This window comes from Alkalimonas amylolytica (assembly GCF_900107845.1).
GTDB lineage: Bacteria > Pseudomonadota > Gammaproteobacteria > Enterobacterales > Alteromonadaceae > Alkalimonas > Alkalimonas amylolytica.
Genome location: NZ_FNRM01000008.1, coordinates 41,619 through 66,912 on the forward strand (window position 1 = coordinate 41,619; position 25,294 = coordinate 66,912).

Annotated in this window: 20 protein-coding genes; 9 read left to right on the top strand and 11 right to left on the bottom strand. The window is 52.8% G+C overall.

Annotated elements, in window-relative coordinates:
• The 11 genes from BLW37_RS14725 to BLW37_RS14775 form a co-directional block, all read right to left on the bottom strand.
• A complete protein-coding gene (locus BLW37_RS14725) occupies positions 1–507 on the bottom strand; it encodes a chalcone isomerase family protein (protein WP_091344202.1) in 507 nt (168 codons plus the stop codon).
• Positions 488–979, bottom strand: coding sequence for a DUF2878 domain-containing protein (locus tag BLW37_RS14730; RefSeq protein ID WP_091344203.1), 492 nt, complete (start codon positions 977–979; stop codon positions 488–490). The genes BLW37_RS14725 and BLW37_RS14730 overlap by 20 nt, the downstream gene beginning before the upstream one ends.
• A complete protein-coding gene (locus tag BLW37_RS14735; protein WP_091344206.1) occupies positions 976–1,713 on the bottom strand; it encodes an SDR family NAD(P)-dependent oxidoreductase in 738 nt (245 codons plus the stop codon). Before BLW37_RS14735 ends, BLW37_RS14730 begins: the two co-directional genes overlap by 4 nt.
• 64 nt (positions 1,714–1,777) lie before the next feature.
• Positions 1,778–2,074 carry a hypothetical protein gene (locus tag BLW37_RS14740; protein ID WP_091344209.1) on the bottom strand — a complete coding sequence of 99 codons (297 nt, stop codon included), beginning with the start codon at positions 2,072–2,074 and terminating at the stop codon, positions 1,778–1,780.
• 62 nt (positions 2,075–2,136) lie between these two features.
• Entirely contained in the window at positions 2,137–2,820 is a 684-nt protein-coding gene (gene tsaB, locus BLW37_RS14745) for a tRNA (adenosine(37)-N6)-threonylcarbamoyltransferase complex dimerization subunit type 1 TsaB (RefSeq protein ID WP_091344210.1), read from the bottom strand.
• Between the two features lie 64 nt (positions 2,821–2,884).
• Positions 2,885–4,831 (bottom strand): DNA repair helicase YoaA, encoded by a 1,947-nt coding sequence (gene yoaA / locus BLW37_RS14750; RefSeq protein WP_091344213.1) that lies wholly within the window; start codon positions 4,829–4,831, stop codon positions 2,885–2,887.
• Positions 4,832–4,886: 55 nt separating this feature from the next.
• Positions 4,887–5,138 (bottom strand): hypothetical protein, encoded by a 252-nt coding sequence (locus tag BLW37_RS14755; RefSeq protein WP_091344215.1) that lies wholly within the window; start codon positions 5,136–5,138, stop codon positions 4,887–4,889.
• A 133-nt stretch (positions 5,139–5,271) separates the two neighbouring features.
• Positions 5,272–6,486: a M24 family metallopeptidase gene (locus BLW37_RS14760; protein ID WP_091344481.1), complete on the bottom strand. Its 1,215-nt coding sequence runs from the start codon at positions 6,484–6,486 to the stop codon at positions 5,272–5,274.
• A 20-nt stretch (positions 6,487–6,506) separates the two neighbouring features.
• The gene (locus BLW37_RS14765) at positions 6,507–8,027 is read right to left on the bottom strand and encodes an aldehyde dehydrogenase (NADP(+)) (protein ID WP_091344216.1); all 1,521 of its coding nucleotides are present in this window, start codon (positions 8,025–8,027) and stop codon (positions 6,507–6,509) included.
• A 32-nt stretch (positions 8,028–8,059) separates the two neighbouring features.
• Positions 8,060–9,061: a 4-hydroxyproline epimerase gene (locus BLW37_RS14770; protein ID WP_091344219.1), complete on the bottom strand. Its 1,002-nt coding sequence runs from the start codon at positions 9,059–9,061 to the stop codon at positions 8,060–8,062.
• The gene (locus tag BLW37_RS14775) at positions 9,058–10,005 is read right to left on the bottom strand and encodes a dihydrodipicolinate synthase family protein (RefSeq protein ID WP_091344220.1); all 948 of its coding nucleotides are present in this window, start codon (positions 10,003–10,005) and stop codon (positions 9,058–9,060) included. Before BLW37_RS14775 ends, BLW37_RS14770 begins: the two co-directional genes overlap by 4 nt.
• 77 nt (positions 10,006–10,082) lie before the next feature.
• Here BLW37_RS14775 and BLW37_RS14780 point away from each other — a divergent pair, with 77 nt between their 5' ends.
• The 9 genes from BLW37_RS14780 (at position 10,083) to BLW37_RS14820 (ending at position 25,243) form a co-directional block, all read left to right on the top strand.
• On the top strand, positions 10,083–11,336 hold the full coding sequence (locus BLW37_RS14780) for an NAD(P)/FAD-dependent oxidoreductase (RefSeq protein WP_091344223.1): 1,254 nt from the start codon (positions 10,083–10,085) through the stop codon (positions 11,334–11,336).
• A 100-nt stretch (positions 11,337–11,436) separates the two neighbouring features.
• Positions 11,437–14,154: a TonB-dependent receptor domain-containing protein gene (locus BLW37_RS14785; RefSeq protein ID WP_091344226.1), complete on the top strand. Its 2,718-nt coding sequence runs from the start codon at positions 11,437–11,439 to the stop codon at positions 14,152–14,154.
• A 171-nt stretch (positions 14,155–14,325) separates the two neighbouring features.
• Positions 14,326–15,933 (top strand): collagenase, encoded by a 1,608-nt coding sequence (locus BLW37_RS14790; RefSeq protein ID WP_171907639.1) that lies wholly within the window; start codon positions 14,326–14,328, stop codon positions 15,931–15,933.
• A complete protein-coding gene (locus BLW37_RS14795; RefSeq protein ID WP_091344232.1) occupies positions 15,923–17,401 on the top strand; it encodes a peptide MFS transporter in 1,479 nt (492 codons plus the stop codon). The genes BLW37_RS14790 and BLW37_RS14795 overlap by 11 nt, the downstream gene beginning before the upstream one ends.
• Positions 17,402–17,708: 307 nt before the next feature.
• Positions 17,709–20,099 carry a collagenase gene (locus tag BLW37_RS14800; RefSeq protein WP_091344236.1) on the top strand — a complete coding sequence of 797 codons (2,391 nt, stop codon included), beginning with the start codon at positions 17,709–17,711 and terminating at the stop codon, positions 20,097–20,099.
• Between the two features lie 25 nt (positions 20,100–20,124).
• The gene (locus tag BLW37_RS14805) at positions 20,125–20,694 is read left to right on the top strand and encodes a PEP-CTERM sorting domain-containing protein (RefSeq protein WP_091344239.1); all 570 of its coding nucleotides are present in this window, start codon (positions 20,125–20,127) and stop codon (positions 20,692–20,694) included.
• A gap of 100 nt (positions 20,695–20,794) precedes the next feature.
• Entirely contained in the window at positions 20,795–23,437 is a 2,643-nt protein-coding gene (locus BLW37_RS14810; protein ID WP_091344243.1) for a M9 family metallopeptidase, read from the top strand.
• A gap of 156 nt (positions 23,438–23,593) precedes the next feature.
• Positions 23,594–24,181 (top strand): hypothetical protein, encoded by a 588-nt coding sequence (locus BLW37_RS14815; RefSeq protein WP_091344245.1) that lies wholly within the window; start codon positions 23,594–23,596, stop codon positions 24,179–24,181.
• 153 nt (positions 24,182–24,334) lie between these two features.
• Positions 24,335–25,243, top strand: a complete 909-nt coding sequence (locus BLW37_RS14820; protein WP_091344249.1) for a peptidylprolyl isomerase — start codon at positions 24,335–24,337, stop codon at positions 25,241–25,243.
• Positions 25,244–25,294: the final 51 nt, after the last annotated feature.

Here is a 25,294-nt window from a genome sequence, read left to right on the forward strand (position 1 = left end):
TCATCCCCTACGCGCCGCCAATAACTGGCGGCGAAGGCCCGGTGCGCTGGTATCCGGATGCAACCAAATATCAAAAAACAGTGGGCCAAAGTCGGCGTCGTCGATACGGCCAATAGGCTCTCCATTCAGGTAAAAGTCCACCGTCATATCATGCTGCAACAAAGCCGACAACCGATCCCCCCGACCCACATCCTGCCAGATGGTTTTAAGCTGACTGGCCCAGTCTTGCTGTTGCGCTTGGCTACTCTGGCCAAGGTGCTGCCACTGATCGACGGTAGCATCAATAAACTGGTCGCGACTGATGCTGCGCTTGTAGGTGAGCTCCAGCAACACAGGCGCATTTTTCTCATACCCCTCGAAGCTGCCATCACTGGTTTTTAAACGGGCATCGTACAATTGCCAGAACATGTAACGAAAAGTACCTTCTCCGACCAATTGTAGATCCGGCATAGCAGCAGCTGGCCAGAGCCATACCAATAAAAGGATACTAAGCCATTTTTTCTGCATGCAAACGCTCCTTATTTAACGAACCATAGTAAGCAGCCAGGCCAGCCCAAATCAGAACCAGGCAAGTCCAGGACAACCAGCCCAATGGCATCAATAGCTGACCGCCACTAAGCACTGCACCACCGAGATATGACAATGGGCCACCAACAGCCCCCAGTAGCGGCGCAAGCCAGAGATTTCTGAGTAAAGAAGCAAAGACTTCCACCACAGCCAAGGCAAACAAACACCACAACAGCAAGAACCAGGCAGGCAGCCAAATGGTGGTGGTAAACTGCAACACCCCGGTTAGCACCAGTACACTGTCAATACCAATACCAAGCAATGCCAGTTGCAGTACCAGGATTTGCTGGGATTTCGGCAAACGCCACCAAGCCCAGAACAGGTAAATAGCCACCGGCAGCATGGCCAGGTGTTGAAAATACACCAGCGCCAGCCAACCCAGTTCAAAGCCAATCACGGCGCGCCAATTCATGGTTTCATCCTCTTCGCCAGACGAATTCGCCAGCGATACGGCAAAACCCGCAACAGATTTAGCGACCAGACCAGGCGTTTGGGAAATCGAATACGCGGCTTGCTGTGATCCAGCCCAGAGACAATGCGGTTAGTAGCATCTTCCACAGTCAGTAAAAACGGCATAGCAAAATCATTCTTCTGTGTCAGCGGTGTATCAACAAAACCTGGCTCAATCAGGCTCACCGCCACGCCCTCACTGGCCCAATCGGCCCGCAAGCTGTCGGCAAAATAACTGACGGCAGCTTTACTGGCGCCATAGGCTTCGGCCCGGGTAAATGGAAAATAATGCGCTAAGCTGCTTACCAACGCCAACCGACCTTTTGCCGCCTGTTTAAGCAAAGGCAGCAGAGCAGCACTGAGCGCAACCAAAGCAAAGAAGTTAATGGCGAAAGTCTGCTCAAAGTCACTTAGCTTAAGATCAGTTGCATCCACATAGATGCAGGTACCTGCATTGAGAATGGCTAAATCGAGTGGCTGACCAGAGTCTGTTAGAGCCTGGCACAGCGCTGCGATGTCTTTAGCCTGAGTAAGATCCGCGGTAAAAGGCTGAATGCTGGTGTGCTGCTGTGCTAACGCATTCAGCGCATCGGTCGAGCGGGCCACCGCCAACACCTGCCAGCCCGCTTTGGCATAATGCATAGCCAACTGACGGCCAATGCCTGAGCTAGCACCGGTAATTAAGCAATTAGGCATGATGGTTCCGATTGAGGGTAATGCAGGCTTATACGAACAGAAAGATAAGGAAGATCAGAACGACTCAGGCGTAAAGATCAATGCCCAACATGGATTGCAGTTCAGTACGTTGCTGTTGATTGGCAATGTCCTGATACAGCGCCGTCTTTTGCGAGGTCTGAGCCCCTGCTGGCATGGCATTTTGCCGGCTGCGGTTTTGCTCCAGCGTATCCAGTGCTTTTTCAGAGCGGCGTATCCCCCGTCCTTCAGGCAACTCCGAGTTAACAGCTGGCTCTTGTGGCCGGGCAGGCCGCGCTGTGGTATCCCGAAAGATCCCAGCGACGCCAGTGGCAGCAAGATTGTTATCCAGACTCAGGCTCAAAGAGGTGGCTCAACAGAGAGATGAATGCTCAGAGTATAACCAGATATCCGCCAACTGAAAAGTCAGCGACCAGGGAGTTTTTGCCAGCTGACGGTATCGCGCACATAGCTAGGCTCCGCCTGCTCCGCCGCTACAAAGCTGCCCGCCTGCCAGGCTGGCCCGGCCAGAGTCAACATATCCCGGGCCGATGGATACAGAATATCGGTGCTTTGCGCCGGCTGCCATTGCTGCAACACAGCCCCGTAAGTCTGCCAGCCGGTACCGACAGCAGTGCACTCTGCAGAGTGGGTCCGCGGTTGCAGCAACTCTGGCCGGATCGCCTGCTCCAGCCCCTGCAATTGCATCACGCCGCTATCGTCCAACTGATATTCACCAAAGTAGATTTCTGCCATACGGGCATCAATGGCGGCCAGTACCTGCCGGGCCTGATGCAATCGCTGCGCCGCCTGAGCCATCGCCGCCAGTGTAGAGATGCCATACAACGGCAAGTCAGCACCAAAAGCCAGCCCCTGCGCCACCCCAACACCAATGCGCACCCCGGTAAAACTGCCTGGCCCCTTGCCAAACACCAACCCATCCAATTGGCTCAGTGTCAGCCCAGCATCGCTCAACAGCTGTTGCACCATCGGCAGTACCCGCTTGCTGTGTTGCTGCGGACAAACTTCATCCAAAGCCAACACCTCGTCATTCAGTCGCAAAGCGACCGAACACGCTTCGGTTGAGGTATCTAAGGCCAGTAATTTCACATTCTACTCCAGCGCAGCACTTAAAGAGCCCGGATTTTACCTGCTCAGGCGCTAAAATACCATGTCAGTCAGAGCGCTTGGCAGCGTCTTTATCGGCAATAAACTGCAACGTTCTGGTCAAGTCCCTTGTGCGCTGCATCGGCGGCAGGCTTTTTAAAAACACGTCACCATAAGGCCTGGTCACCAACCGGTTGTCGCAAATCACCAGCACGCCACGATCGGTGACATCCCGGATCAACCGGCCAACCCCTTGCTTTAAACTGATCACCGCCTGCGGCAGCTGCACTGCCGCAAAAGGATCCCCCCCCTGCTTGCTGCTGGCTTCCATCCGCGCCTGCAACAAGGGATCGTCCGGGCTGGCAAAAGGCAGTTTGTCGATAATCACCAGGCTAAGCGCATCCCCCCGTACGTCTACGCCTTCCCAGAAGCTGCTGGTGCCAAGCAGCACCGCATCATCCAGCTGCACAAATTTATCCAGCAACACCCGTTTGCTGGTTTGGCCCTGCACCAGTACCGGCTGGCGGATCTGTTCCGGCAGCACATCCGCCATCCACTTTAACATGCGGTGGCTGGTAAAGAGCATAAAGCAGCGCCCCTGATTGGCCTGAATCAGGGGGATAGCCGTTTGCAGCAATGCTTGTTGCATGGCCTGGTGCTGATGTGGCTCGGGCAGATAACGTGGTACACACAAGAGCGCCTGCTGCTGGTAATCAAAAGGGCTGTCCAACAACAGACTATCGGCTTGCTCCAGCCCCATCTGCTGCTGGTAATGAACAAAACCACCATCAACCGACAGAGTTGCCGAGGTGAAAATCCAGCTTTTCTGCCCGGCAAACACCACTTCGCGAAATTTTTCGGCAATACTTAGCGGCGTCAGGTGCAAGGTGAGATGCATGCGGCTGGTGTCGTACCAAAGACTGACATCCGGCTTACTGGTATCGTTGAGTTTTTGCAAGCGGCTACGGTTTTGCGCCAGCCGCTCAAAGCAATGATCAGCCGCCTCGCTGCGCCCCAGACTTTCCTTTAATACCTGATACAGTAAATCCATAGTTTCGGTTAAGCGCTGCATCATGCTTTGCATCTGAGGCTGCTGGCTACGCTCGCGCCAGTTACCCCGCTCGGGCTCTACCGGGAACTGCAAGCGCCAGTCTTTCACCTGTTGCGCAACTTTGTCAGTGATTTTGCGCAGCTGGGGGTGATCGCGCAAATCGGTTTTGCAGGCCAGATCCAGATCACGGCACAGCTCCAGTAGCTGACGGCTGGATACATGCTCGCCAAAGTAATCGCAGGCTAAATCCGGCAATTGATGGGCTTCATCGAACACAAACACATCCATTTGCGGTAACAGCTCACCAAAACCGGTGTCTTTAATGGCCAGATCGGCAAAAAACAAATGGTGATTGACTACCACCAGATCGGCCGCCTGGGCTTTTTTGCGGGCTTTGAGCAAATGGCAGTTTTCGTACACCGGGCAGTCTTTCCCCAGGCAGTTGTCGGTGGTACTGGTGACGTAAGGCAGTGCTTTGGAGTCTTCGGCAATGTACGTCAGCTCACCGATATCGCCGGTTTGGGTTTCTGCGGCCCACTTGTTGATTAAACTTAAATCCTGCATCAGCTGCGGCTCGGCCACCGGCACATGGGCCACATGCTGCTCTAGCCGGTACAGACACAAGTAATTGGAGCGGCCTTTTAACAGCGCCAATTGCAGTGGGCTGGCCAAAGCGGCCGTCATCGTTGGTAAGTCGCGGTGAAACAGCTGTTCCTGCAGATTCTTGGTACCGGTCGAGATCAGCACTTTCTGGCCGGATAACAGCGCCGGTACCAGATAGGCAAAGGTCTTGCCGGTACCTGTGCCGGCTTCAGCCACCAGCACACTCTGATTATCGATGGCTTGGGCAATGCTATCCGCTAACTGCAATTGGGCATTGCGGGCACGAAAACCAGCAATATGGCGGGCCAGCGGCCCTTCAGAGCGAAATGCAGCTGCGACTTCTTTACGAATGGATGCCATGCCTGCCTTAACGAAGGTAACGATAATTTTATGGCGCTATGGTAGCAGAAAAGGCTCAGATATAGATATCGACATGGCCATCGGCATCGACGGTTTGCTCTGCTTCCGGCGTGGTTTCCGGCCCGGCTGGTACATCGTCTTTGCGCCTGCGATGCCTGCTTTGGCGCCTTTCCGGGGTGTCACGCTGTTCATTTTCTTTTTTTAACGGCGTTAGGCGTGCTTCTTTAAACACAGGAGGAACGACCCGCGGTTCCTGTTCAACAGGGGTACCAGGCGTACGCGGCAAAAATGGAATAATGACATCCATTTGGGGCCTCCGGGTGCGAATTTAACCATAGCTTAGCAGTTTATCGGCCAGTACGGTTAAAACTTAAGCAACAGCATGCAAGCAACTGTTGCTTAATCTAAGACTGCGCGTAACTTACAACAGTTCCATCACCTTACGGCTTTAGGCCGAACGGATCATCAATCGCGTGTGCCGGCTCGGTAAACCAAACCGGGCCTTGCTCTGTCATATAAAAGTGATCTTCCAGCCGCACGCCGAACTCACCAGGCAATACCAACATAGGTTCGTTGCTAAAACACATACCCTCTGCCAGTGCGGTGGTATTGCCTTCCACCAGATAGGGCCACTCATGGATATCCAGCCCTATGCCGTGGCCGGTTCGGTGAGGCAGGCCCGGTAGCTGATAATCCGGACCATAGCCTTGTTGCTGCAGATAGCCCCGGGCTGCCCTATCTACTTGCTGGCAAGCCTGGCCGGGCTGAGCTGCTTCGAAAGCCACCCATTGAGCCTTTTTCTCGTGCAGCCACACCGAGCGCTGTTTTGCGCTGGCCTCCCCAAACACATAGCTGCGGGTGATATCCGATAAATAGCCATGCAAACGACAGCCGGTATCAATCAGCACCATGTCGCCATCTTGCAGCACTTTGGGATGGGCTACGCCATGTGGGAAAGCTGTGTCAGTGCCAAACAGCACGATACAAAAATAAGAGCCACTGGCCCCGACCCGGCGATGCGCTTCATCGATAAAGCTGGTGACTTCGGCGGTGCTGATGCCCGGATACAAGATGCTGGCTGTGGCCTGATGCACTGCCAATGTCATGTCCATGGCCCTTTGAATAAGCGCCAGCTCAGCGGCTGATTTCTGCATTCGACAGCCTGCCGTTACCGTTTTGGCATCGCTGAGCTGAAGCTCCGGCCCCATCTGGCGAATGCCATCAGCAATAAAAAACTGCGCGCTTTCATCAATGGCCAAGCTAGCTTGCGGGCCGGCAAAAGCCGTGACAGCATCGGCGCAAAGCTGATAGGGGTTCTGGTGTTCCTGCCAGCTTAAAATCGCGCCGGGTACCAACATAAGAGGCTCAAGGCTGCCGATTTCAAAATGCGGCAACACATACAACAAACGGCCATCGCGCAGCAACAAGGCCGCCACCAACCGCTCACTGGCATACCAATCCACACCGGTAAAATAACGCAGGTTAGTGCCAGCATTGAGCAGCACAGCATCCAGTTGCTGTTGCTGCATCAGGCTAAGCGCTTTATCGATCCGTTGCCGGTATTCTGCCACCGCGATAGGAGCCACCGAGGCCGTCATATCGTTTAACCCATTTAAGGCTTCTTCTTTGCTTTTACCGCCAATGCCGTTTGCCATTGATAACTCCTGTTGTTTCATTACTGCGATGCTTGCTGGTCAAAATACCAGGCTGGTACATTCTGATAGCATACCGGACGGACAAAGCGCTGTATCGCCCGACTACCGACTGCCGTGTACCGACTGTCGGAAGCTGCCGGGAAAGGCCCGCCATGGTTCATGCTGGCACAGACTTCTACCCCAGTGGGCATCTGACCTACAATCACCCGGCCTGCCTTTTGCTCCAGCGCCTGCAACAGAGTTCGCACGCTAGCCTGCTCGCTGCCGCTGGCGTACAGGGTGGCGGTTAACTGGCCCGCCAAAGTGGTCAGCAGCATCTCCAACTCAGTGACATCACTGCACTCAATCAGCAAGGTTGCCGGGCCAAACACTTCTTCACGCAGCAATGGCTGCTCGACAAAAGTACGGGCAGAGGTACAAAAAATACGAGCTCTGGTAAAACAACCCTCTTCCTCCCCCTGGCCTTCAGCCAATAAGCTTACACCGGCAGTCTGCTGTAAAGTCGCAGCCTGCTGTCGGTAAGATGTGGCTATCTTAGGCGTCAGCATGGCCCAGGCGATGTGCTGCCGGCACAAAGCCTGCAACTGTGCTTTCAATGCGTCACTGCCAGCATCGCGCAGCAAAAACACCAGGCCTGGCCGGGTGCAAAACTGTCCCTGCCCCATCACCACTGAATTGAATAATTGCTCAGCAAAGACCTCGCTATGCTGTTGCAGGTAAGCAGGCAACACACAGACCGGATTTTGAGAGCCCAGCTCGCCATAAAAAGGAATGGGCTCTTTACGCTGCCAAATCAAACGCTGAAAGTGCATACCAACCTGCTCCGAGCCAGTAAAAGCCACTGCTTTAATGGCCGGATGCTGGATCAGTTGCTCAGAAAATGCATGCGTCCTTGCATGCACCAAGGCAAACACTCCTATCGGCATCTGGCACTGCTCTATCGCATTGGCGATGGCTCTGGCTACCAGCTCACTGGTAGCCGGGTGGGCGTTGTGTGCTTTGACAATCACCGGGCAACCGGCTGCCAGGGCTGAGGCGGTATCGCCACCGGCGACCGAAAAAGCCAGCGGAAAGTTGCTGGCACCAAATACCACCACAGGGCCCAGCGCCACAGTGCGCAAACGCAACTCTGGTTTGGGCAGTGGCTGACGGTCTGGCTGAGCCTGCTCGTGCACTTCCTCTTGCGGTGAACGCAGCAAGCTGGCAAAAAGCCGCAGCTGATTGCAGGTTCGGCCACGCTCCCCTTCTACCCGGGCCTTTGGCAAGGCTGTTTCTGCCATCACCGTCTCAATCAAAAGCTCGCCCAGTGCTTCAATATTGTCTGCAATGTGCTCAAGAAAAGCAGCCCGTTGCTCGCGGCTGGTTAATCGATACGTTAAGGCAGCACTTTCCGCCAGTTCGGTGACTTGTTGTAACTCCATCGAACCTGCTTCAGCAAAGGCCCAACGTAATGACTGATTTAATGCAGGATTAAATGAGCAAGCGTCAGCTTGTGGCTGCCCCTGCCAGCGGCCGCCGATGTAATGTTGTCCTGTAATCATGGTTGCTGTACTCCTGGTTCCTGTAGTCATAGTTACCTCACTTCAAAGCCAAAGGCATAAGGGTCGGCATCGTCCACCAGGATTTGGTTGAATCCGATCACCCGGGCCCAGCCGGCAATGGAAGGAATAATGGCCTCGGTTGAGCCGAGCATGGTTGTTGCTTCGACCTTGCCAACAAACTGACTGCCGATGATGCTTTCGTGCACAAAGCTATCGCCAACCGCTAATTTGCCGCGGGCATAGAGCTGCGCCATACGGGCACTGGTGCCGGTGCCACAAGGAGAGCGGTCGATAGCCCCTTCACCGTAAAACACTGCATTGGCTGCATCCGAGCCCGCTGTTTTCGGCCGACCGGTCCACTGCACATGACTGATGCCACGAATGCTGGGATCCAGCGGATGGACACAGTCGTAAGCTGCGGCTGCCGCAGCACGCAGCAAGGGGCTAAAGCGCAATACTTCGGCCGCACTCCAGTGCTCAAGGCCAGGGAAGTTGGGCTGCGGCTCGACGATGGCATAAAAATTACCGCCATAGGCCACATCAAAACGGATGCGGCCAAGGCCAGAGACCTCGACTTCTGCATCCTGTATCGCCAGGTACGACGCCACATTACGGATCTGCACTCGGGTGACTTTGTTGCCTTGCTGCTGATAACGGACTTCAACCTGGCCGGCCGGTACATCGAGCAGCAAGCGTCCCGGCACCTTTGGCTGCAACAAACCTTGCTCCAAAGCTGCGGTGACCGTGCCTATGGTACCGTGGCCGCACATCGGCAAGCAGCCGCTGGTTTCAATAAACAAAATCGAGGCATCCGACCCTTCGCTGCAAGGGGGGTATAAAAAAGCACCGGACATCATGGCATGGCCACGCGGTTCAAACATCAGCGCCTGGCGTATCCAGTCAAAGCGTTCGATAAAATCGAGACGCTTTTCGCTCATGTTGCTACCCCGCAGTTCTGGATGACCGCTGGTTACAAGCCGTACCGGGTTGCCGCAGGTGTGGGCATCAACACAAAAGTAAGTACCTTTGATCATAGCTGCCAGAATTCCCGGTTCTGGCCCGAGGTGCCAAAGCCAAAACGACTTAAATCGGGCCGATTGGCCAGCGCCTGCTGCACCACCTGCTCGACATACGCACGATCCTTTCCTTCCAGTGCCAGCCGTGGCAAGCGGACATTCTCACTGCCTCGCTCGAGCAGTTGTTCCGCTAACTTAATGCACTGCACCAGGGTTGGAATGGTATCGAGCCGCAGCAGCGGCATAAACCAGCGGTAAATCTCACGCGCTTCTTCCAGTCGGCCAAGCCGTGCCAGATGAAAAAGCGCCACCGACTCACGCGGGAACACATTGGTCAGGCCCGAGATCCAGCCGGTCGCTCCCAACAAAATGGATTCAAGAGCAATATCATCCACCCCGGTGAACACACAGAACCGTTCAGCAAACCGGCTTTGCAGCTCGGTAATGCGGCGGGTATCGGTGGTGGACTCTTTAATGGCAACAATATTCGGCTCTTCGGCTAGGATAGCGGTCATCTCCAGATTGATGTCGATGCCATAGCCCACAGGGTTGTTGTAGATCATGATGGGCAAGCTGGTGGAACGTGCCACGTATTGATAATGCGCCACCACTTCGCGATCGGTACCGCGGTACACCATAGCAGGCAGCAACATCAGTCCATCAACTCCAATAGCTTCTGCATCTTGCGCATACGCCGCAGCTGCTTGTGCCGTGTTCTCGGTGCAACCAGCAATCACCGGGATACGCCCAGCCACGGTTTCTACCGTATGACGTAAAAACTCCCGCTTTTCCTGAGCAGTAAGTGACGCATTCTCACCTACGGTACCAAGCGCGATGATGCCATCAATGCCATCTTCAATTAGTTGGTTCAGCATACGGGCATTGCTTTGATAGTTAATGTGGCCATCTGCAAGGAATTGCGTTGAGATCGCCGGATAAACACCACGCCAGTTGACTTGCATTTTTTTACTCCTAAAGGTTGCTGTCGGAATAAGAATATTGTATACAATCTACATTATCAAGTCATTTGGGAAAAAACATGCAACAAGTAACGGTTGTAGGTGCTGGTGTGGTGGGTCTCTGTACCGCTTTCTTTTTACAGCACAGTGGCTTTTCGGTGTTGCTGGTGGATGAGAAAGCTCCGGCGGAAGGCTGTTCTAAAGGCAATGCCGGCCATTTTGCCACCGAGCAGGTCTTTCCTCTGGCTAATAAGGCCTTACTGTGGCAACTACCGGCCATGCTGCTCAAGCCAGATGGCCCGCTGAAAATTCGCGCTGCTCACCTACTGAAAAGCTTGCCCTGGTTTTGCCGTTTTATCGGCCAGATGGGCCAACATCAGCAGCTGCAACTGCAGCAAGCCTTAAGCCACCTGAACGGTGGTAGCCTGGCCAGCTGGCAAAAACTGGCTAGCTTATGCCAGAGCCAGGATCTGATTCGCTTCGACGGAGCTTTGCTGGTGACAGAGCAAAGCAATCTGACCCAGCTCAAACAGCAATACCAAAATTACCGTGCTGCCGGCATCGATGTCAGTCTGCTTGATCAGGCAAGTACTCTGGCGTTGGAGCCAGAACTATCCAGGAACATTCAGGGAGCTCTTGATTTTACCGAGGTAGCACATACCGTTGACCCCTGGCTGTTATGCCAGCGCATCTTTGCTGCTTTTCAGGCAGCCGGCGGGCAATGGTTGCAAAGCAAAGTTCTATCCGTTTTTCCAAGAGGCCTAATACAGCTTCTGACCGAAAGCCGTTTGATTGCAACGGAGCGACTGGTTTTATGCGCAGGGGCTCACTCGGCTAATTTTGCTGCTCAACTGGGCTGGAAAGTTCCTTTGGCCCCCGAGCGTGGCTACCACCTGATGGCTGAGTCAGTAGCTATAAACCGTCCGGTAAGTTCACTGGAGCGCAAATTCATTATGACACCGATGCGCGAGGGATTGCGTTTAGCCGGTACTGTTGAATTTGCAGGTCTGGAGGCCAAGCCTGATTTTAATCGTGCTAAGGCTCTCTTTGCTCACGCTAGCCATTTAATAGAAAAACCACTGACTGCACAACGCAACGCGATGTGGCATGGAAACCGGCCATCACTGCCAGATTCCTTGCCGGTACTTGGACCCTGCCCTGCACATCAGGGGGTGTACTACAACTTTGGCCATCAACACCTCGGTTTAACTCAGGCGGCATACTCAGCAGAGCTTATTAGCCAAAGCATGAACGGTAATTTGCCCAAAGGCAAACTCGAGCCCTACCGCATTGACAGGTTCGGCCCATACCGTCGCCAAAAGGAACAGGCTTAATTTTGACGATAAAATTGCATACAAAATACTTTATTTAAAATGCAGTGCCGAGGTGACGGCTGTATTCACCAAACCAACAAAAGTGAAACAGGAAGCAACGATGAAACATAAGAAACTTACCCTACTGATAAGTATGCTGCTAGGCACCACAGTGCTGTCCACACAAGCCCAAAACCAGGACGAAGAGGTTCAGGCAGGCACCGTCGAGCGCATCGCGGTGACAGGCTCCCGCTTGCGCCAGGTTGATATGGAAGGTGCCAGCCCCATCACAGTGATTGACAGCGAAGCCATTATTGCCAGCGGTTTTAACAATGTTGGCGATGCCCTGCGGGCTTCCAACTTCAACAGCTTTGGTTCCTGGGGAGGTGGAACCAACAATGATTGGGCCTCTCAGTCGACGGTATCCATGAAAGGTGCTGGCGCAGCACGAACCCTGGTCTTGCTGGATGGCCAGCGCATGGCCAAATCTCCTGTAATGGATGGGGGGGCTGCTAACCTCAATACCTTGCCTATGGCGGCGGTAGAGCGGATTGAGGTTTTAAGCGATGGTGCTTCTGCCATTTATGGCACCGATGCAATGGCTGGGGTTATCAATGTCATCCTGAAGAAAGATTTTTCCGGCAGTGAGGTGAGTGTTCGTCGGGAACAAACCAGCCGCAGTGGCGGTGGTGACAGCTACGACTTTTCCTTCACCACAGGTTTTAGCGATGCCAGTAGCAACTTCATCATGACCTGGGAGCACAAACAGAGTGATCCTATCAGCATGAACTCCCGCGCTTATGAAGCACCTTACGTAGTTGCAGGTGGTGATCCAGGCTTGATGGATGACTGGCGTATGATTTGGGAGTGGGGCCGCACCATCGTCAAATCGTCGGATGGGTCATGGGCTTATCAAACCCCATTGATGAATGATGACTGCTCGGTCTACAACAAAGATGGTCAGAATGCTTTTATTGGCCCGGTCTCTTCGCTGGACTACCCAGATGATCGCGCCTGTTTGTATGATCACTCCGTTGCTGCCAATATGACATCCGGCAGCAATCAGGACAATATCCTGGTAATCTACAACCGGGAGCTAACACCGGATATTCGTTTGAGCGCCCGCACTTACTGGGCCAATAATCGCAGCACCGATGTCTCGGCTCCGGTACCTGGCACCATTATTTTTCCGCATGACCTGCCATCATATACCACAGCTGCCGGCCACACCTTGCGCGCAGTGAATCAAGGGGACCGTATCTACTACCGCTTCGATTCTGCCGGTGACAGGGTAGCCAAGCACCATGATCAAATTCTGGACTTTCTGGTCAGCCTGGAGGGTGAAACCTCCTGGGGATTCTGGGAAAGTGCGCTCAGCGTCAACCGTTATGGCCGCTTTACCTGGGGAACCGGCTACCTCTATACCGACGCAGTGGTTGGTTTAATTGGCCAGTTCGATGAAGACAGCAACACCTTTGTCGGCTGGGATCCTCGGGATCCAGATTCAGCCGTACCCGGTGGAGCAGCTGCCAATGTCGATAAATACTCCAAAGCAAGAGCGGTCGATTTTAGCATGGGTGCCGGTTTCGATCTGTTGGAGCTGCCTGCAGGCTTCGTCAGCGCCTACCTTGGTGCCTCTGCACGTAAGGAACATTTTTTATCCGATATCGACTCACTGACCAAAGCAGGCAAAATTTTTGGCGGTAGTGGCGGGGCTGGCGGTGAAGGCGATCGAACCGCCAAAGCGGTCTATACCGAAATCGGCGTTCCTCTGCTGGATGACCTGGAGCTGAATATTGCCGGTCGTTACGATCATTACAGTGATTTTGGCAGCACCTTTAACCCGCAACTTGGCTTACGCTATACTCCACTGTCAAACTTACTGATTCGTGCTTCCTACGGTGAAGGTTTCCGCGCGCCTACCCTGGCGGACTTGTACCGGGGTCCTACTCAGGGTTGGTACACCATCACCAACTACCCGCTTTGTTACGAAACGGAAGGGGAAGACATTGCAGGCTGTACCCGCCGTGACAGTCTGTATGTTGATATCGGTGGTAACGACAAGCTGGATGCCGAAACCTCCAAAACCACCAATATTGGTGTGGTCTGGGACATCAATGATGCTGTCAGTCTAACCGCTGATTTCTGGGAGCTGAAAATTGATAACATCATTACCCAATTAAGCCCGGCTCTGATTTCCTACACCCAGGCTCAGCTGTGGCAAGCTGCCGATGCAGCAGGTGTACCGCGCCCGTCTGTATCTGAGTTGTTCCCAAATACATCCATAACTTTCCTACCAAATGGCCGGATCCAAAGTATGGCCATCACCACCAGTAACCGTGGCTTTGAAGAAAAACGTGGCATTGATGTTCAGTTAAGGGGCCGCCTGAGCACCGACTTTGGTGAGTTCAGGGCCGATCTGGGCTTATCGCATATCACTCGTTTTAAACGTTCTCAAACCGTTCAGACCAATATGCAGGAGCTAGAACTTGGCATCAACGAAATTGGCCGTATTGGCTCGCCATCAGACCGGGTCAACTTAACCCTCAATTACCGGCTTGGAGATCACAGCCTGACTTACTACGGTAACTTCATCAGTAGCCAGAAAAACAAAGAGCTGGACGACAGTAATAACTGGATAGTGGCTAACCAGGTTGGCTCCATGGTCACACACAACCTCTCTTATCAGCTGGATCTGCCATGGCAAGGAAAAGTCGCCATCGGGGTGAATAACCTGACAGATGAAGACCCACGCTTCGATAAGTGGGGGGCTTATTCTCGCAATTTGTACAGTGTGCATGGCCGTAGCATGTACCTTAGCTATACCCAGAGCTTCTAAACCCTGGTAGGCAAAAGATGGCTTCTCCCCTCTTTTGCTGTTTGCTCCCGGTGCACGCCGGGAGCTTTTTTGAGGTATACCATGAAAATTCCAGTTCTTTCAGTTTGTTTCCTGGTTGGGTTTAGCGCCCTGACAAATGCAGATTCTCTACGAACGGTAGAGGCCAACTTTATGGTCTCCCTTCAAAACAGCAACGAGCTACTGGAGCAAACAACCATTGACCTGCCAAGGTTGGGATCCCAGCTGCGCTTTTTACGCGATCTATCCTATCAAACCGACTGGCACCAGCTCAGTAGCGAGAGCAAAGATGCCGTGACTCCTTTGCTGCTAAAGCTAGCCGGGCATGCTGATTTCTTTCAGGCGAGCCCTGACGCCTGGCGCTGGCAGGAGCAATTCAGTGTGCTGAGCTATCGCTACCCACCCGAAGATGCCACAAAACGGCTGGAACTACTCGGTACACTACGCCAAATCACCAGCCAGCTCCCCAATGGCCAACTGGCAGCAGATTACGCCTTGTGGGAAGCCATCCGTGCCCAGGCTTTTTTGGCTTTCGATGCCCGCAACCAGGATGATTTAAAACAGCTATTAAACCAGAGCGAATGGCACGAGCCGGTTTTAGCACTAGTGCCAAAGGCCAGTGACTGGCAACTGGAGCACTTGCTGTGGTTATTGGCCTACCAACATGTTTTGCTGCCAGATGAGGCGCAAGAAAAGCTCGATCAGGCAGTAATGGCTGCCCTGCAAACGCACCCCCAACTCACACAGGAAGAGCGACAACAGCTGTTTAGCTGGCGCTATCTCACCAACTCATTCCGGGTACGGGACAATTGCCAGGGCAAGTTTGCCGACTGGTGTATCTTGCCCCCGCTGGAGCAAGCTCTGCCCCATCAGCACCTGTGCCATGATGGCTTGGTCATTCGCTACCGCAGCATTAGCAATCAGCAATTGCAGCAACTTTGCCAGCAAATGATGGCCCAGGAGGACGATTTTCATCAGTTGCTGGCCACTGGCCGTCAGCCGGTGGCCAACGACTGGAATGACCGGCTGGAAGTGATCATTTTTGACGATTACAGCGATTACAACCTCTTTGGCTCCCTGCACTTTAACATTCGCACCAACAATGGTGGCATGTACATCGAAGGCACCCCAAGCGATCCAGACAATCAGGCCCGCTTCTTTGCCTTTCAACAATTTTGGCAGGCTAAACCCTTTGCCGTCTGGAACCTGGAGCACGAGTACATTCACTACCTGGATGGACGCTATGCCAGCTATGGGCCTTTTGGTCACTTCCCCAGTCACAAAGTCTGGTGGTCGGAAGGCCTGGCTGAGTTAATTTCACTGGGTGCAGACAATCCCAGAGCCATCCGCATGCTGCAAGACACGCCCATCGGGGAGGAACCCTCGCTAAGCCAGATTTTTGCCGCAAGCTACCAGGATGGATTGGATCTCACTTACCGCTGGTCTTATTTTGCCTGGCGCTTTTTGCAACGCGAGCTGCCAGCCGAGATCCCTAAATTGACACAGGCGCTTCGGACCGACTTTTTTACCGGCTATCTGCGCCAACTTGAACAACTGGCCGCAGATCACCAAGCCAATTTCAGTGATTTTTTAGCCGAAAAGCGCCGGCAAACAACCGATGATCGCATCCAGCAACCACCGCTCCTGGGGCGTTATCTGTACCGCAGTTACCTGCAGCCTGCGCATTTGCCGATTACCGTAGAGCATTTTCACCGCCTTCAGCTAACAACCGTGACCAAGGAGCCAGCCAATGACCACTAAAAATGGACCCTCCACCGATTTATGGGGGCATCCGAAAGGCCTCTTTTTATTATTTGGTACCGAAATGTGGGAGCGTTTTTCCTACTACGCCATGCGGGCACTGCTGGTGCTCTATCTGGTCGACCGGGTGCAGGCTCAGGGCGGCGGCCTTGGCTGGGATCACGCCAGCGCGCTGCAATTGTATGGCACCTTTACCATGCTGGTGTATGTCACGCCCTTGCTTGGCGGCTGGCTGGCCGATCATATCACCGGCCAGCGGCTGGCGATTATTCTTGGCAGCATTTTGATGGCCATTGGTCAGTTCAGTCTGGCGCTGCCTCATGCCTGGCTACCTGGTTATGAGCTGCATGCTTTTTATACTGGCCTGGGCTTTCTGGTCGCCGGTAACGGCTTGTTCAAACCCAATATCTCCACCATGGTCGGCGACTTGTATCAACCGGGAGATAAGCGGCGTGACGGCGCCTTTACCGTGTTTTATCTGGGCGTAAACCTGGGCATGTTTCTGGCTGGGATCTGTGTTGGTGTGCTGATTGATCAATTTGGTTACCAGTTGGAAGTCGATGGCGAGCTGGTGCAGGTGCGTAACTATCAAGCAGGATTTTTTCTGGCCGGCATTGGCATGTTGATCGCATTAGTGCTGCAAATGACGCTAGCCAAATCCTTCCTCGGCTCCATTGGCATCGAACCGGCAGCAAAAAGAGAGCGCCGCTTGCAGCAAGAGTTGCGCAAAACACCGCTGACCAAACAAGAAGTCGACAGACTGAAAGTGGTGCTGATCATGGGGCTCTTTACCATTATTTTCTGGGCTGGTTTTGAGCAGGCCGGTGGACTGATGAACATCTATGCCGACCGTTTTGTTGATCGTACCCTTGGCGGTGTCGAGCTAAACCCGGCCTATTTCCAGTCGTTAAACCCACTGTTTATCATGATTTTTGCCCCGCTGTTTGCGGCACTTTGGATGAAGCTCGGCAAACATGATCCCAACTCCCCGGTCAAGTTTGCTATGGGCCTGGTGCTGCTGGGCATTGGTTTTCTAATGATGGTAGCGGCCACTCTGCAGTACAGTGAGGATCAACAATCCAGCCTCTGGTGGCTAGTGCTGGCTTACTTGTTTTTTACGCTGGGCGAGCTTTGCCTGTCGCCGATTGGGCTGGCGATGGTCACTCGTCTATCGCCGCTGCGGATGGCCTCGCTGATGATGGGCGCCTGGTACTTTTTTATGGCCGGTGCCAACAAGCTGGCAGGCTTGATTGGTGCCCTGATAGGCTCTGGAGAAGCCGCAACCGACGAAGACATGGTCGCGAATGCCTTTGCTATTTTTGGTGGCTTTACCCTGGCAGCCTTTTTAGCAGCACTGCTGCTGTACCTGATGTCCGATAAGCTGATTCAGTGGATGCACGGTGCCGAGCTCTCTCGGGCAGCTAAAGCATCTGCAGTCGCTATGCCAGAACCCAGCAAAGCACCCTGACATACAATGGAGATCATAAGGACATGGTCTCTAGTACTTATGGGTTAGGCTCTATCCCAATCACCCCTCCTAAGTTCCGATAGCGGGTATATCAAAACAAAGCAAAAATAAAAACTTAATTCAATTAATACAATGACTTGATTACCTTCAGCTAGCAGGCTAAGAAAAATTGTGCCTGATTGTACCCAAGATACCTGCACAAAAAATCACCCACACAGACTATTGTATACAATATTTGATATGCTAAAAATAATACGTGACACTGGCCTTACCGTAAAAATAATAACTAATAAGTAGGAAAATCACCATGAGAATAGCATTTAGATATACAGCTGCGGCCTTTATGGGAGGAGCACTGCTATCAGCAACTGCCGTTGCGCACCCGCACCATCCTCAAGCTGAAGCCAGCTTCCCTTCCCATCCTGAACAACGAATGCAGGAATTAAAAGCTCAACACAGCCATAGCAATACCGAAGTTCAGCACCCGAGGCCACCCCGGCAACTCTCACCAATCGAGTTTCAGCGTATACAGGCGCAGATTGATGCCGAGCGGCGCAACACTCGCCTCCCAGCACACCTGGTGGCAGAGACATCACATCTTTCTGAAACAACGTCGGCGCTGCGACGGCCGGCCTTGCGCAGTTTCAGCATCACAGCTGCCAGCTGCACTCACCCATCGCAATTGCAACACCTAAGTGGTGATGCTCTGGTACAGGCAGTCAAGTCGGCTGAGCTCAGCAGTTGTCTCTACGGTATGTACAATGCGTCTCTGGTAGGCACAGCCCTTTTCTCCGATGCCAACCTTAACAGCATCGTGCACGCCATGCTGCAGCTGCTGGAACACTACGATGCCAGCTCAATGACTGAAAGCTCCGAGTTGGAAAAGCTGGTTACTTTCCTGCGCGCTGTGCATTGGGCTGAATCGTCAGCGGGCAGCAACCGGGTTTATCCCGCCTCGTACAAAAATCACCTGCAGCTCATGTTCGATCAGTACTTTGCCGGCGAGCACTTTGTGCAGTTTAACGGTAGCAGCAGCCGCAATTTTATGGTGCGCTACGAAATGCTGATCCTGATCAGTAGCAGCAACAGCGATCGACTGCGCTACTTACCCCGTTTCAGTGAGGCCATCCAGGGCTATGCCCATACCGTCTCCAGAGCGAACAACTGGGGGGTCGGTTATGAAGAAAGCGGCATGACCCAACTCCTGACCCATTATTTTAATGCGTTAACCAACACAGGCCCGGCATTGGAAGCTACGCTAGTTAATCACCCGGAAATCATCACCAACCTGCGTGATTTTGTGCTCAGCGACGGTCTCTGGTTGGTCGGTCATACCCGTGAGTATCAATGGTCGGATGCAGTCACAGAGCTTGGCCGTTTTCTTAAACTGGGCGGCAGTTTTGCCGAGCAAGTCCGGCCTGCTATGCAACATATACTCAGCAGCTACAGCTTTGATGGTATTGGTGGCAATGGCTGGGTCAATGCACAAAATATGGTCACGTATTATGACGCAGCCAACTGCCATTTGTATGGTGATGCCTGTGACTTTGATTTAGAAACAGCAGTACTATCCGGCCACCATACCTGCAGCGACAGCCTGAAAATCCGCTATCAGGAGCCCATCAGCGCCGCCAACCTGGGGCAAATTTGTCAGGATTTGGCGCTAAAAGAACTGGAGTTTCATCAGGAGTTTGGCACCAGCCCGGACACGCCGGTCGCTAACGATTACAACACCGATTTGGAAGTGGTGATCTTCAGCTCCTCTGGTGATTACCAAAACTATGCCGGCACTTTCTTTAACATCAATACCAACAATGGTGGCATGTACCTGGAGGGAACTCCGTCCGATCCGGGTAATCAGGCACGCTTTATTGCCTTCCAGGCCACCTGGCTGCTGCCAGACTTTGTGGTATGGAATCTGGAGCACGAGTACATCCACTACCTGGATGGTCGCTTTAACCTTTGGGGCGGCTTCTCCGATACACCAAGCAATGCCGTTTGGTGGTCTGAAGGACTGGCAGAGTACCTGTCACAACCGGTCAACTACCCCAATGCGCTGAGTGTGGCCGCCAGCAAGCAGTACCAATTAAGCGAATTGTTCCAAACCACCTACAGCCATGGCACCCCACGCATCTATCACTGGGGCTATCTGGCCAACCGTTACATGATGGAGCAGCAGCGTGATGAAGTAGACAACCTGCTGTTGCCAAGTTTCCGGGCACCGAAGTATGCCATTGTCGAAACCCCTTGCCTGTTCAACTGGGGCTGGCGCGCCAAGCCGGAAGCCGAAGCCAATGGCTGGTACTGGCTGTACGACGACAGCGCCTGGGGTTCTGGGTACTGGGTTTGGACCTGTGGTCAACAACTACCGGATGACATGCCTGAGGTACCGGACTTTACCCCTTACGATGACATCCTGGCACTTTGGGGCACCCGCTTTGATGCCGACTTCCACGACTGGCTGGATTGTCTGGTGGCAGGCCAAGGCATCTGCGAGCGCAATGCGTATCATCCGGCCGATCTGGATCAAAACGGTGTGGTTGATATGCGCGATGTGGAATTGTTCCGCCTGTGGCTGCGACAGGGCCAGGCACTGAGCTCTGAACTTGATTTTGATGGCAATGGCGTGATCGACCAACGCGATGTGCGGGCCATGATGAATTTGTGCGATCTACCGCGCTGCCAAATTGCCAACTAATACGAACTAGTAAAAGGAAGAAGATATGAAAACCTTACTAACTGCTCTGCTACTGACGCTGTCGTTTCACAGCCAAGCAGCCTTGATCAAACTCGAAAGCCTGCACAACAGCTATCAGGTGGGCGACACCATAGAGCTGCAACTGAGTGTCAGCAATCTTAGTACTACCCTAGGCGGGTTCTTCTCAGAGCTTAGTTACGCCAGCAACAGCCTGTCTCTACTGGGCTGGCAGTTTGGTAACGGCTTCGATGATGGCTTTGGCAGCCTGCAATTTGCCGACCACGACGCGCTGGCAGGCCTGTTAGCGCTGGATGAGTATGCCGATCCCTTCGCCGATGAACAGCTGCTGGCTGCCAACCAGGGCACGGGCTTTGTGCTGGCTACCCTGCAGTTTGTGGCATTAAGCGCAGGTGATTTCTGGTTCAGTTTCAATCCGGATTGGAGCGGTGCTCTGAGCTTTGACAATCAGTTTATTGCGGTCAGCTTCAGTGATCTACAACTTCAGGTTCATCCGGCATCTACACCGGTACCAGCACCAGCAACACTCTCATTGCTGCTTGCTGGTTTGTTGTTCCTCAGCGCCCGTAAACGCTGAGAACCGACAGGCATTCGGCAGGCCTGGCTGCCGGATGTCTGTCGCTTACTAAAACCAGGCCCATGATAACTAACAAGAGTTAATTCACAGGAACATCACCATGAAACTACAACGTCAGTACCCCAATAAAATCAACCTAACCATTTCATTGCTCACTCTGAGCTGTTTTGCGGCTATGGCAAGTGAACCGCAAAGCGTAGAGGAAGTACAAAGTTCAACCCCTCAGGTGCAATCAGCACCCAAGGTATCAGACCAACAGCATATTATGGCGCCGGTTGAGCCTAAGCCCATTGAAGCCTTTCGAAACCCGGATGATTTTTACAAAGCCCATACGCTGGACCAAGCCAAGCGCTTTCAGCTGGATACCAGTGAGCTGAAGGCTCAATCAGAGATGGAAGCTCTGAATACTTGCACAAACTCGATGCTGCAAGGCTATGGCAATCAAACAGGTAACGCACTGGTACAGCATATTTTAAACAACCCAAGTACCTGTATTGATGCTTTATTTAATGGTGGCAGCATTGCTTTTAATGCGTTTTCGGCCAACAACATGTACAGCGTAGCTCAGCAAACAGCACAACTGGCGAGCCAATACAACGGCACATCCGGCACCGAGATAGGCAAGTTGTATTACTTTCTGCGAGCCGGCTACTACGTTCAGTTTTACAATCCCCAGCAAATTCCGTCCTACCCCGCTTGGGTAAGAACCTCGGTTCAGTCCGCACTGGATAACCTGGTAAATAATTCCTCTTTTTACACCAACAGTGATTTTAATGGTCGTAATATCATTGATGCGCTCACCCTGATTGACAGCGCAGGCTTAAACGCTCGCTACATTTATGTGATTAAAGAGTGGCTGCAGCGATGGAATCAAAGCTATGCGCAAAACTGGCATATGCGATCTGCGGTAAACTCCATTTTTACCATTTTGTTCCGCGGACACCAAAACTCAGACTTTGTGCAGGCAACCCGCAATGATACCGTACTGATTCAACGATTAGGAACTTTCGCTCGCCGCGATTGGATGCTTAATAGCCAGGCGTCTTTCTTACAGGAAAATGCTGCTGGTGAACTGGCCCGCTTCATTCAGTATTCAAATGCGCCTATCTACAACACTGTTCGTAGCGAGCTGCAATCTTTGTTTAACCGTTACAGCATGAACGGTACTGGTGCTGCTGTTTGGCTAAGAGCCGCAGCATCCGTCGATTTTTACGGTGCTTGTGCCCAGTTTTCAATCTGTGGGTTTCAAGAGCAGCTCGAACAACAGGTATTGAGCATCAATCACAGCTGCAGCCCAAGCATGCGCTTCAGGGCACAGGACATGACCTGGCAGCAGCTGAACCAATCCTGCAATAAAGTACAAGCTGAGGAAGAATGGTTCCACCAATTTTTGGTGACAGACAATCAGCCTGTTGCCAACGACTTGAATGACAGCCTCGAGATGGTGGTATTTGACAGCAGTAATGATTACGGTTTGTATGCAGGGATCTTTTTCGGTATTGATACCAACAACGGTGGCATGTACCTGGAGGGCAACCCGGCAGATCCGAACAACCAGGCCCGCTTTATTGCTTATGAAGCTGAGTGGTTACGTCCTGATTTTGTGATTTGGAACCTGACCCACGAAATGGTGCACTACCTGGATGGCCGCTTTAACATGAAGGGCGGCTTTGCCGATTACCGGATTGGCACCCATAAAACCGTGTGGTGGATTGAAGGCCTGGCAGAGTATGTCTCTAAGAAAAATCGCAATGACCATGCAATTAACCTGGCACGAACCAAACGCTTTGCTTTAAGCGACATTATGGCCAACACCTATTTTAGTGGTACAGAGCGTATTTACCACTGGGGTTATCTGGCAGTGCGCTATATGTTTGAGCGGCAGCCAGAAACCGTCAATCAGATTTTGACGAACTTCAGGACCGGTCAATACGATACCTATTTAAGTGCCATCAACAGCATTGGCAGCTCTTTTGATCAGGATTGGTACAATTGGCTGGAAACGGTTGATAGCAACGATAATCAACCAGAGATCACTATTGGTGGCGGAGGCGGAACCACTCCTCCCCCAGGAAACGAATTGCAACCTGGTGTGCCGGTAACCGGGCTTAGCGCTGCTCAAGGTGAGTGGCTGAAATACACCCTGGATGTGCCAGCCAATCAAAACCGATTAACTGTGGTACAAAGTGGCGGCAGTGGTGATGCTGATCTGTACGTTCGCTTTGGTCAGGAACCGACTTTGCAGCAATACGACTGCCGACCCTACCGCAGTGGTAATAATGAACAGTGTGAGTTCACCAATCCTCAGCAAGGTCGCTGGTATGTGTATACCCGGGGTTATAGTGCATTCAATGGCGTTAGTCTGGTCGCTAACCTGACAGGGCAGCCAACACAACCAGATGCCTGCAGCAGCCAAAACCCGGTAGATTATGTGCAAATTGAAGCAGGCCAACAATACTGTATTGTTGCAGGCCAAAATGGCAACTACAGTTATTTCTATCTTTACAATACGGTTGCCAATGCCCGCTATACCTTTAATCTGTATGGGCAGGGTGATGGCAATGCTGACTTGTATTTCAGTCGCAGCACCTGGCCAACAGCAGCAAATTATGAGTTGCGCTCAGTGTCATCAGGCCACCAGGAGCAAATTACCACAGGGCAACTCCCGGTTGGCTGGGCGTATATAAGTATCCATGCCAATCCGAACCGGCCTCAAACAACACTGGTAGTCACTCAAAACTAACGAGCGTTCTTAAACGAAGCCGTTTTGAAGGCAACTCCCTTTCATAGGGGGTTGCTTTTCAAGTTGGACAAACAACAGTGGGGACGGTATTTGTACAAGCACCCCACATAATAAGCAGGAAGCTCCCGAGGATATGATGACAGGAGAATTTGTTTGATGCGTACTTTTCTTTTTGTTGCCGCTTGTGTTTCAGGCGTCACACTCGCAGGGCAGGAGCCAGAGTCTGCTGCTGCCTCTTTTTGGTCACATCTAAGCCAGCATTGTGGTCAGGCTTTTGAAGGCAGGCGCGTGATTGCCAGGGATGATCGCCCGGATTTATTGCAAGGTGATGAGCGTTTAATTGTGCATTTCAGGTCGTGCACAGATGATGTCCTGGCGCTGCCTTTTCATATTGGCATGACTGATGGCAGCTGGGATCGCTCCAGAACCTGGCTGTATAGTTGGCATGGTGAACAACTTGAATTGCGCCATGATCACCGTTTGCCTTCAGGGGAGCCGGATCATGAAGGCTATACCATGTATGGTGGTGTTTCCATCGAGCAGGGGACGGCGGAAGTGCAACGCTTTTTGTACACAAAGCGCACGGCTGACGATGGTTCGGCACTAGGTTGGCAAATTGAGATTGTGCCTGGTGAGCGTTATACCTATGGCAACTTCCGTGGTGGGGATTGGACCTGGCGGCTTGATTTCGACCTGAGCCAACCACTGGCAGAGGTGCCGCCAGCGCCTTGGGGCCACGAGTAAAGGCTGACCTAACCACCGGTCCTGGATCCGAAGTGATAGATCACACCAATCGATAATATAAACGGATCCTGACCGGCTCAATTTCTTGGGAATTGTCGTGGCCACCACCCGCTGTTCAGCAGCATCAATTAATAGATAAAAAGGAACAGACTCATGAGAGCAGCGATACCCTCTGTCCTTGCCTGCCTGCTGCTGGCCGGGATCGGAGCAGCTACCCCGGTAGCAGCAAAACCTGAAACCGTCGCCGACTGGCTGGTACAAAGCAGCGCTACCGATTGGCGCGATTTAGACCTGGAAAATACCTTGTACCTGGAGCTGCCAACCGGTCGGGTGGTCATCGAGTTAGCCAGCGAGTTTGCGCCTGAGCATATCCGCAATATTAAAGCCTTGGTGCGTGAGGGCTTTTACCGGCAACTCCCCATAGTGCGAGCGCAAGATAATTACGTGGTGCAATGGAATGAGCCCAGCGAAGCGCCCCCTAAAACACTCACAAAGGCCAGTCGCAGCATCGCGGCTGAGTTTAGCGTGACACTTCCCAGCTATTTTACCTTTACACCCTTACCTGATCGCGACGGCTATGCCCCAAAAACCGGCCATGTGAACGGCTTTGCTATGGCGATGGATCCTGACAGCAAACAAGGCTGGTTAACGCATTGCTACGGCGCGGTTGGCATTGCCCGGGGCAATGCGATTGATAGTGGCTCCGGTACGGCCATGTATGTGGTGACAGGTCATGCTCCCAGACATTTGGATCGCAACATTACCCTGGTAGGCACAGTACGTCAGGGCATGCCATTATTATCCAGCTTACCCAGGGGCGAAGGAGCCATGGGCTATTATACGTCAGCGGATCACTATACTTTCATTACAGACATCAGGTTGGCAGCAGACCTGCCACCGGCAGAGCGCAGCACATTGCAAGTACTGCGTATCGATACGCCAACCTTTCAAGGCGTGGTAGAAGCATTGCGCAATCGCGGAGGGGACTGGTACCAAAGGCCCGCAGGGTATATTGAGCTGTGCAATATTGCCGTGCCGGTCCGCGAAGCGCCACAGTCGTAGCCGCTCTGCCTCAGTACCTGCAGCAGCAAATGCAAGTCAATGCCAAGACGC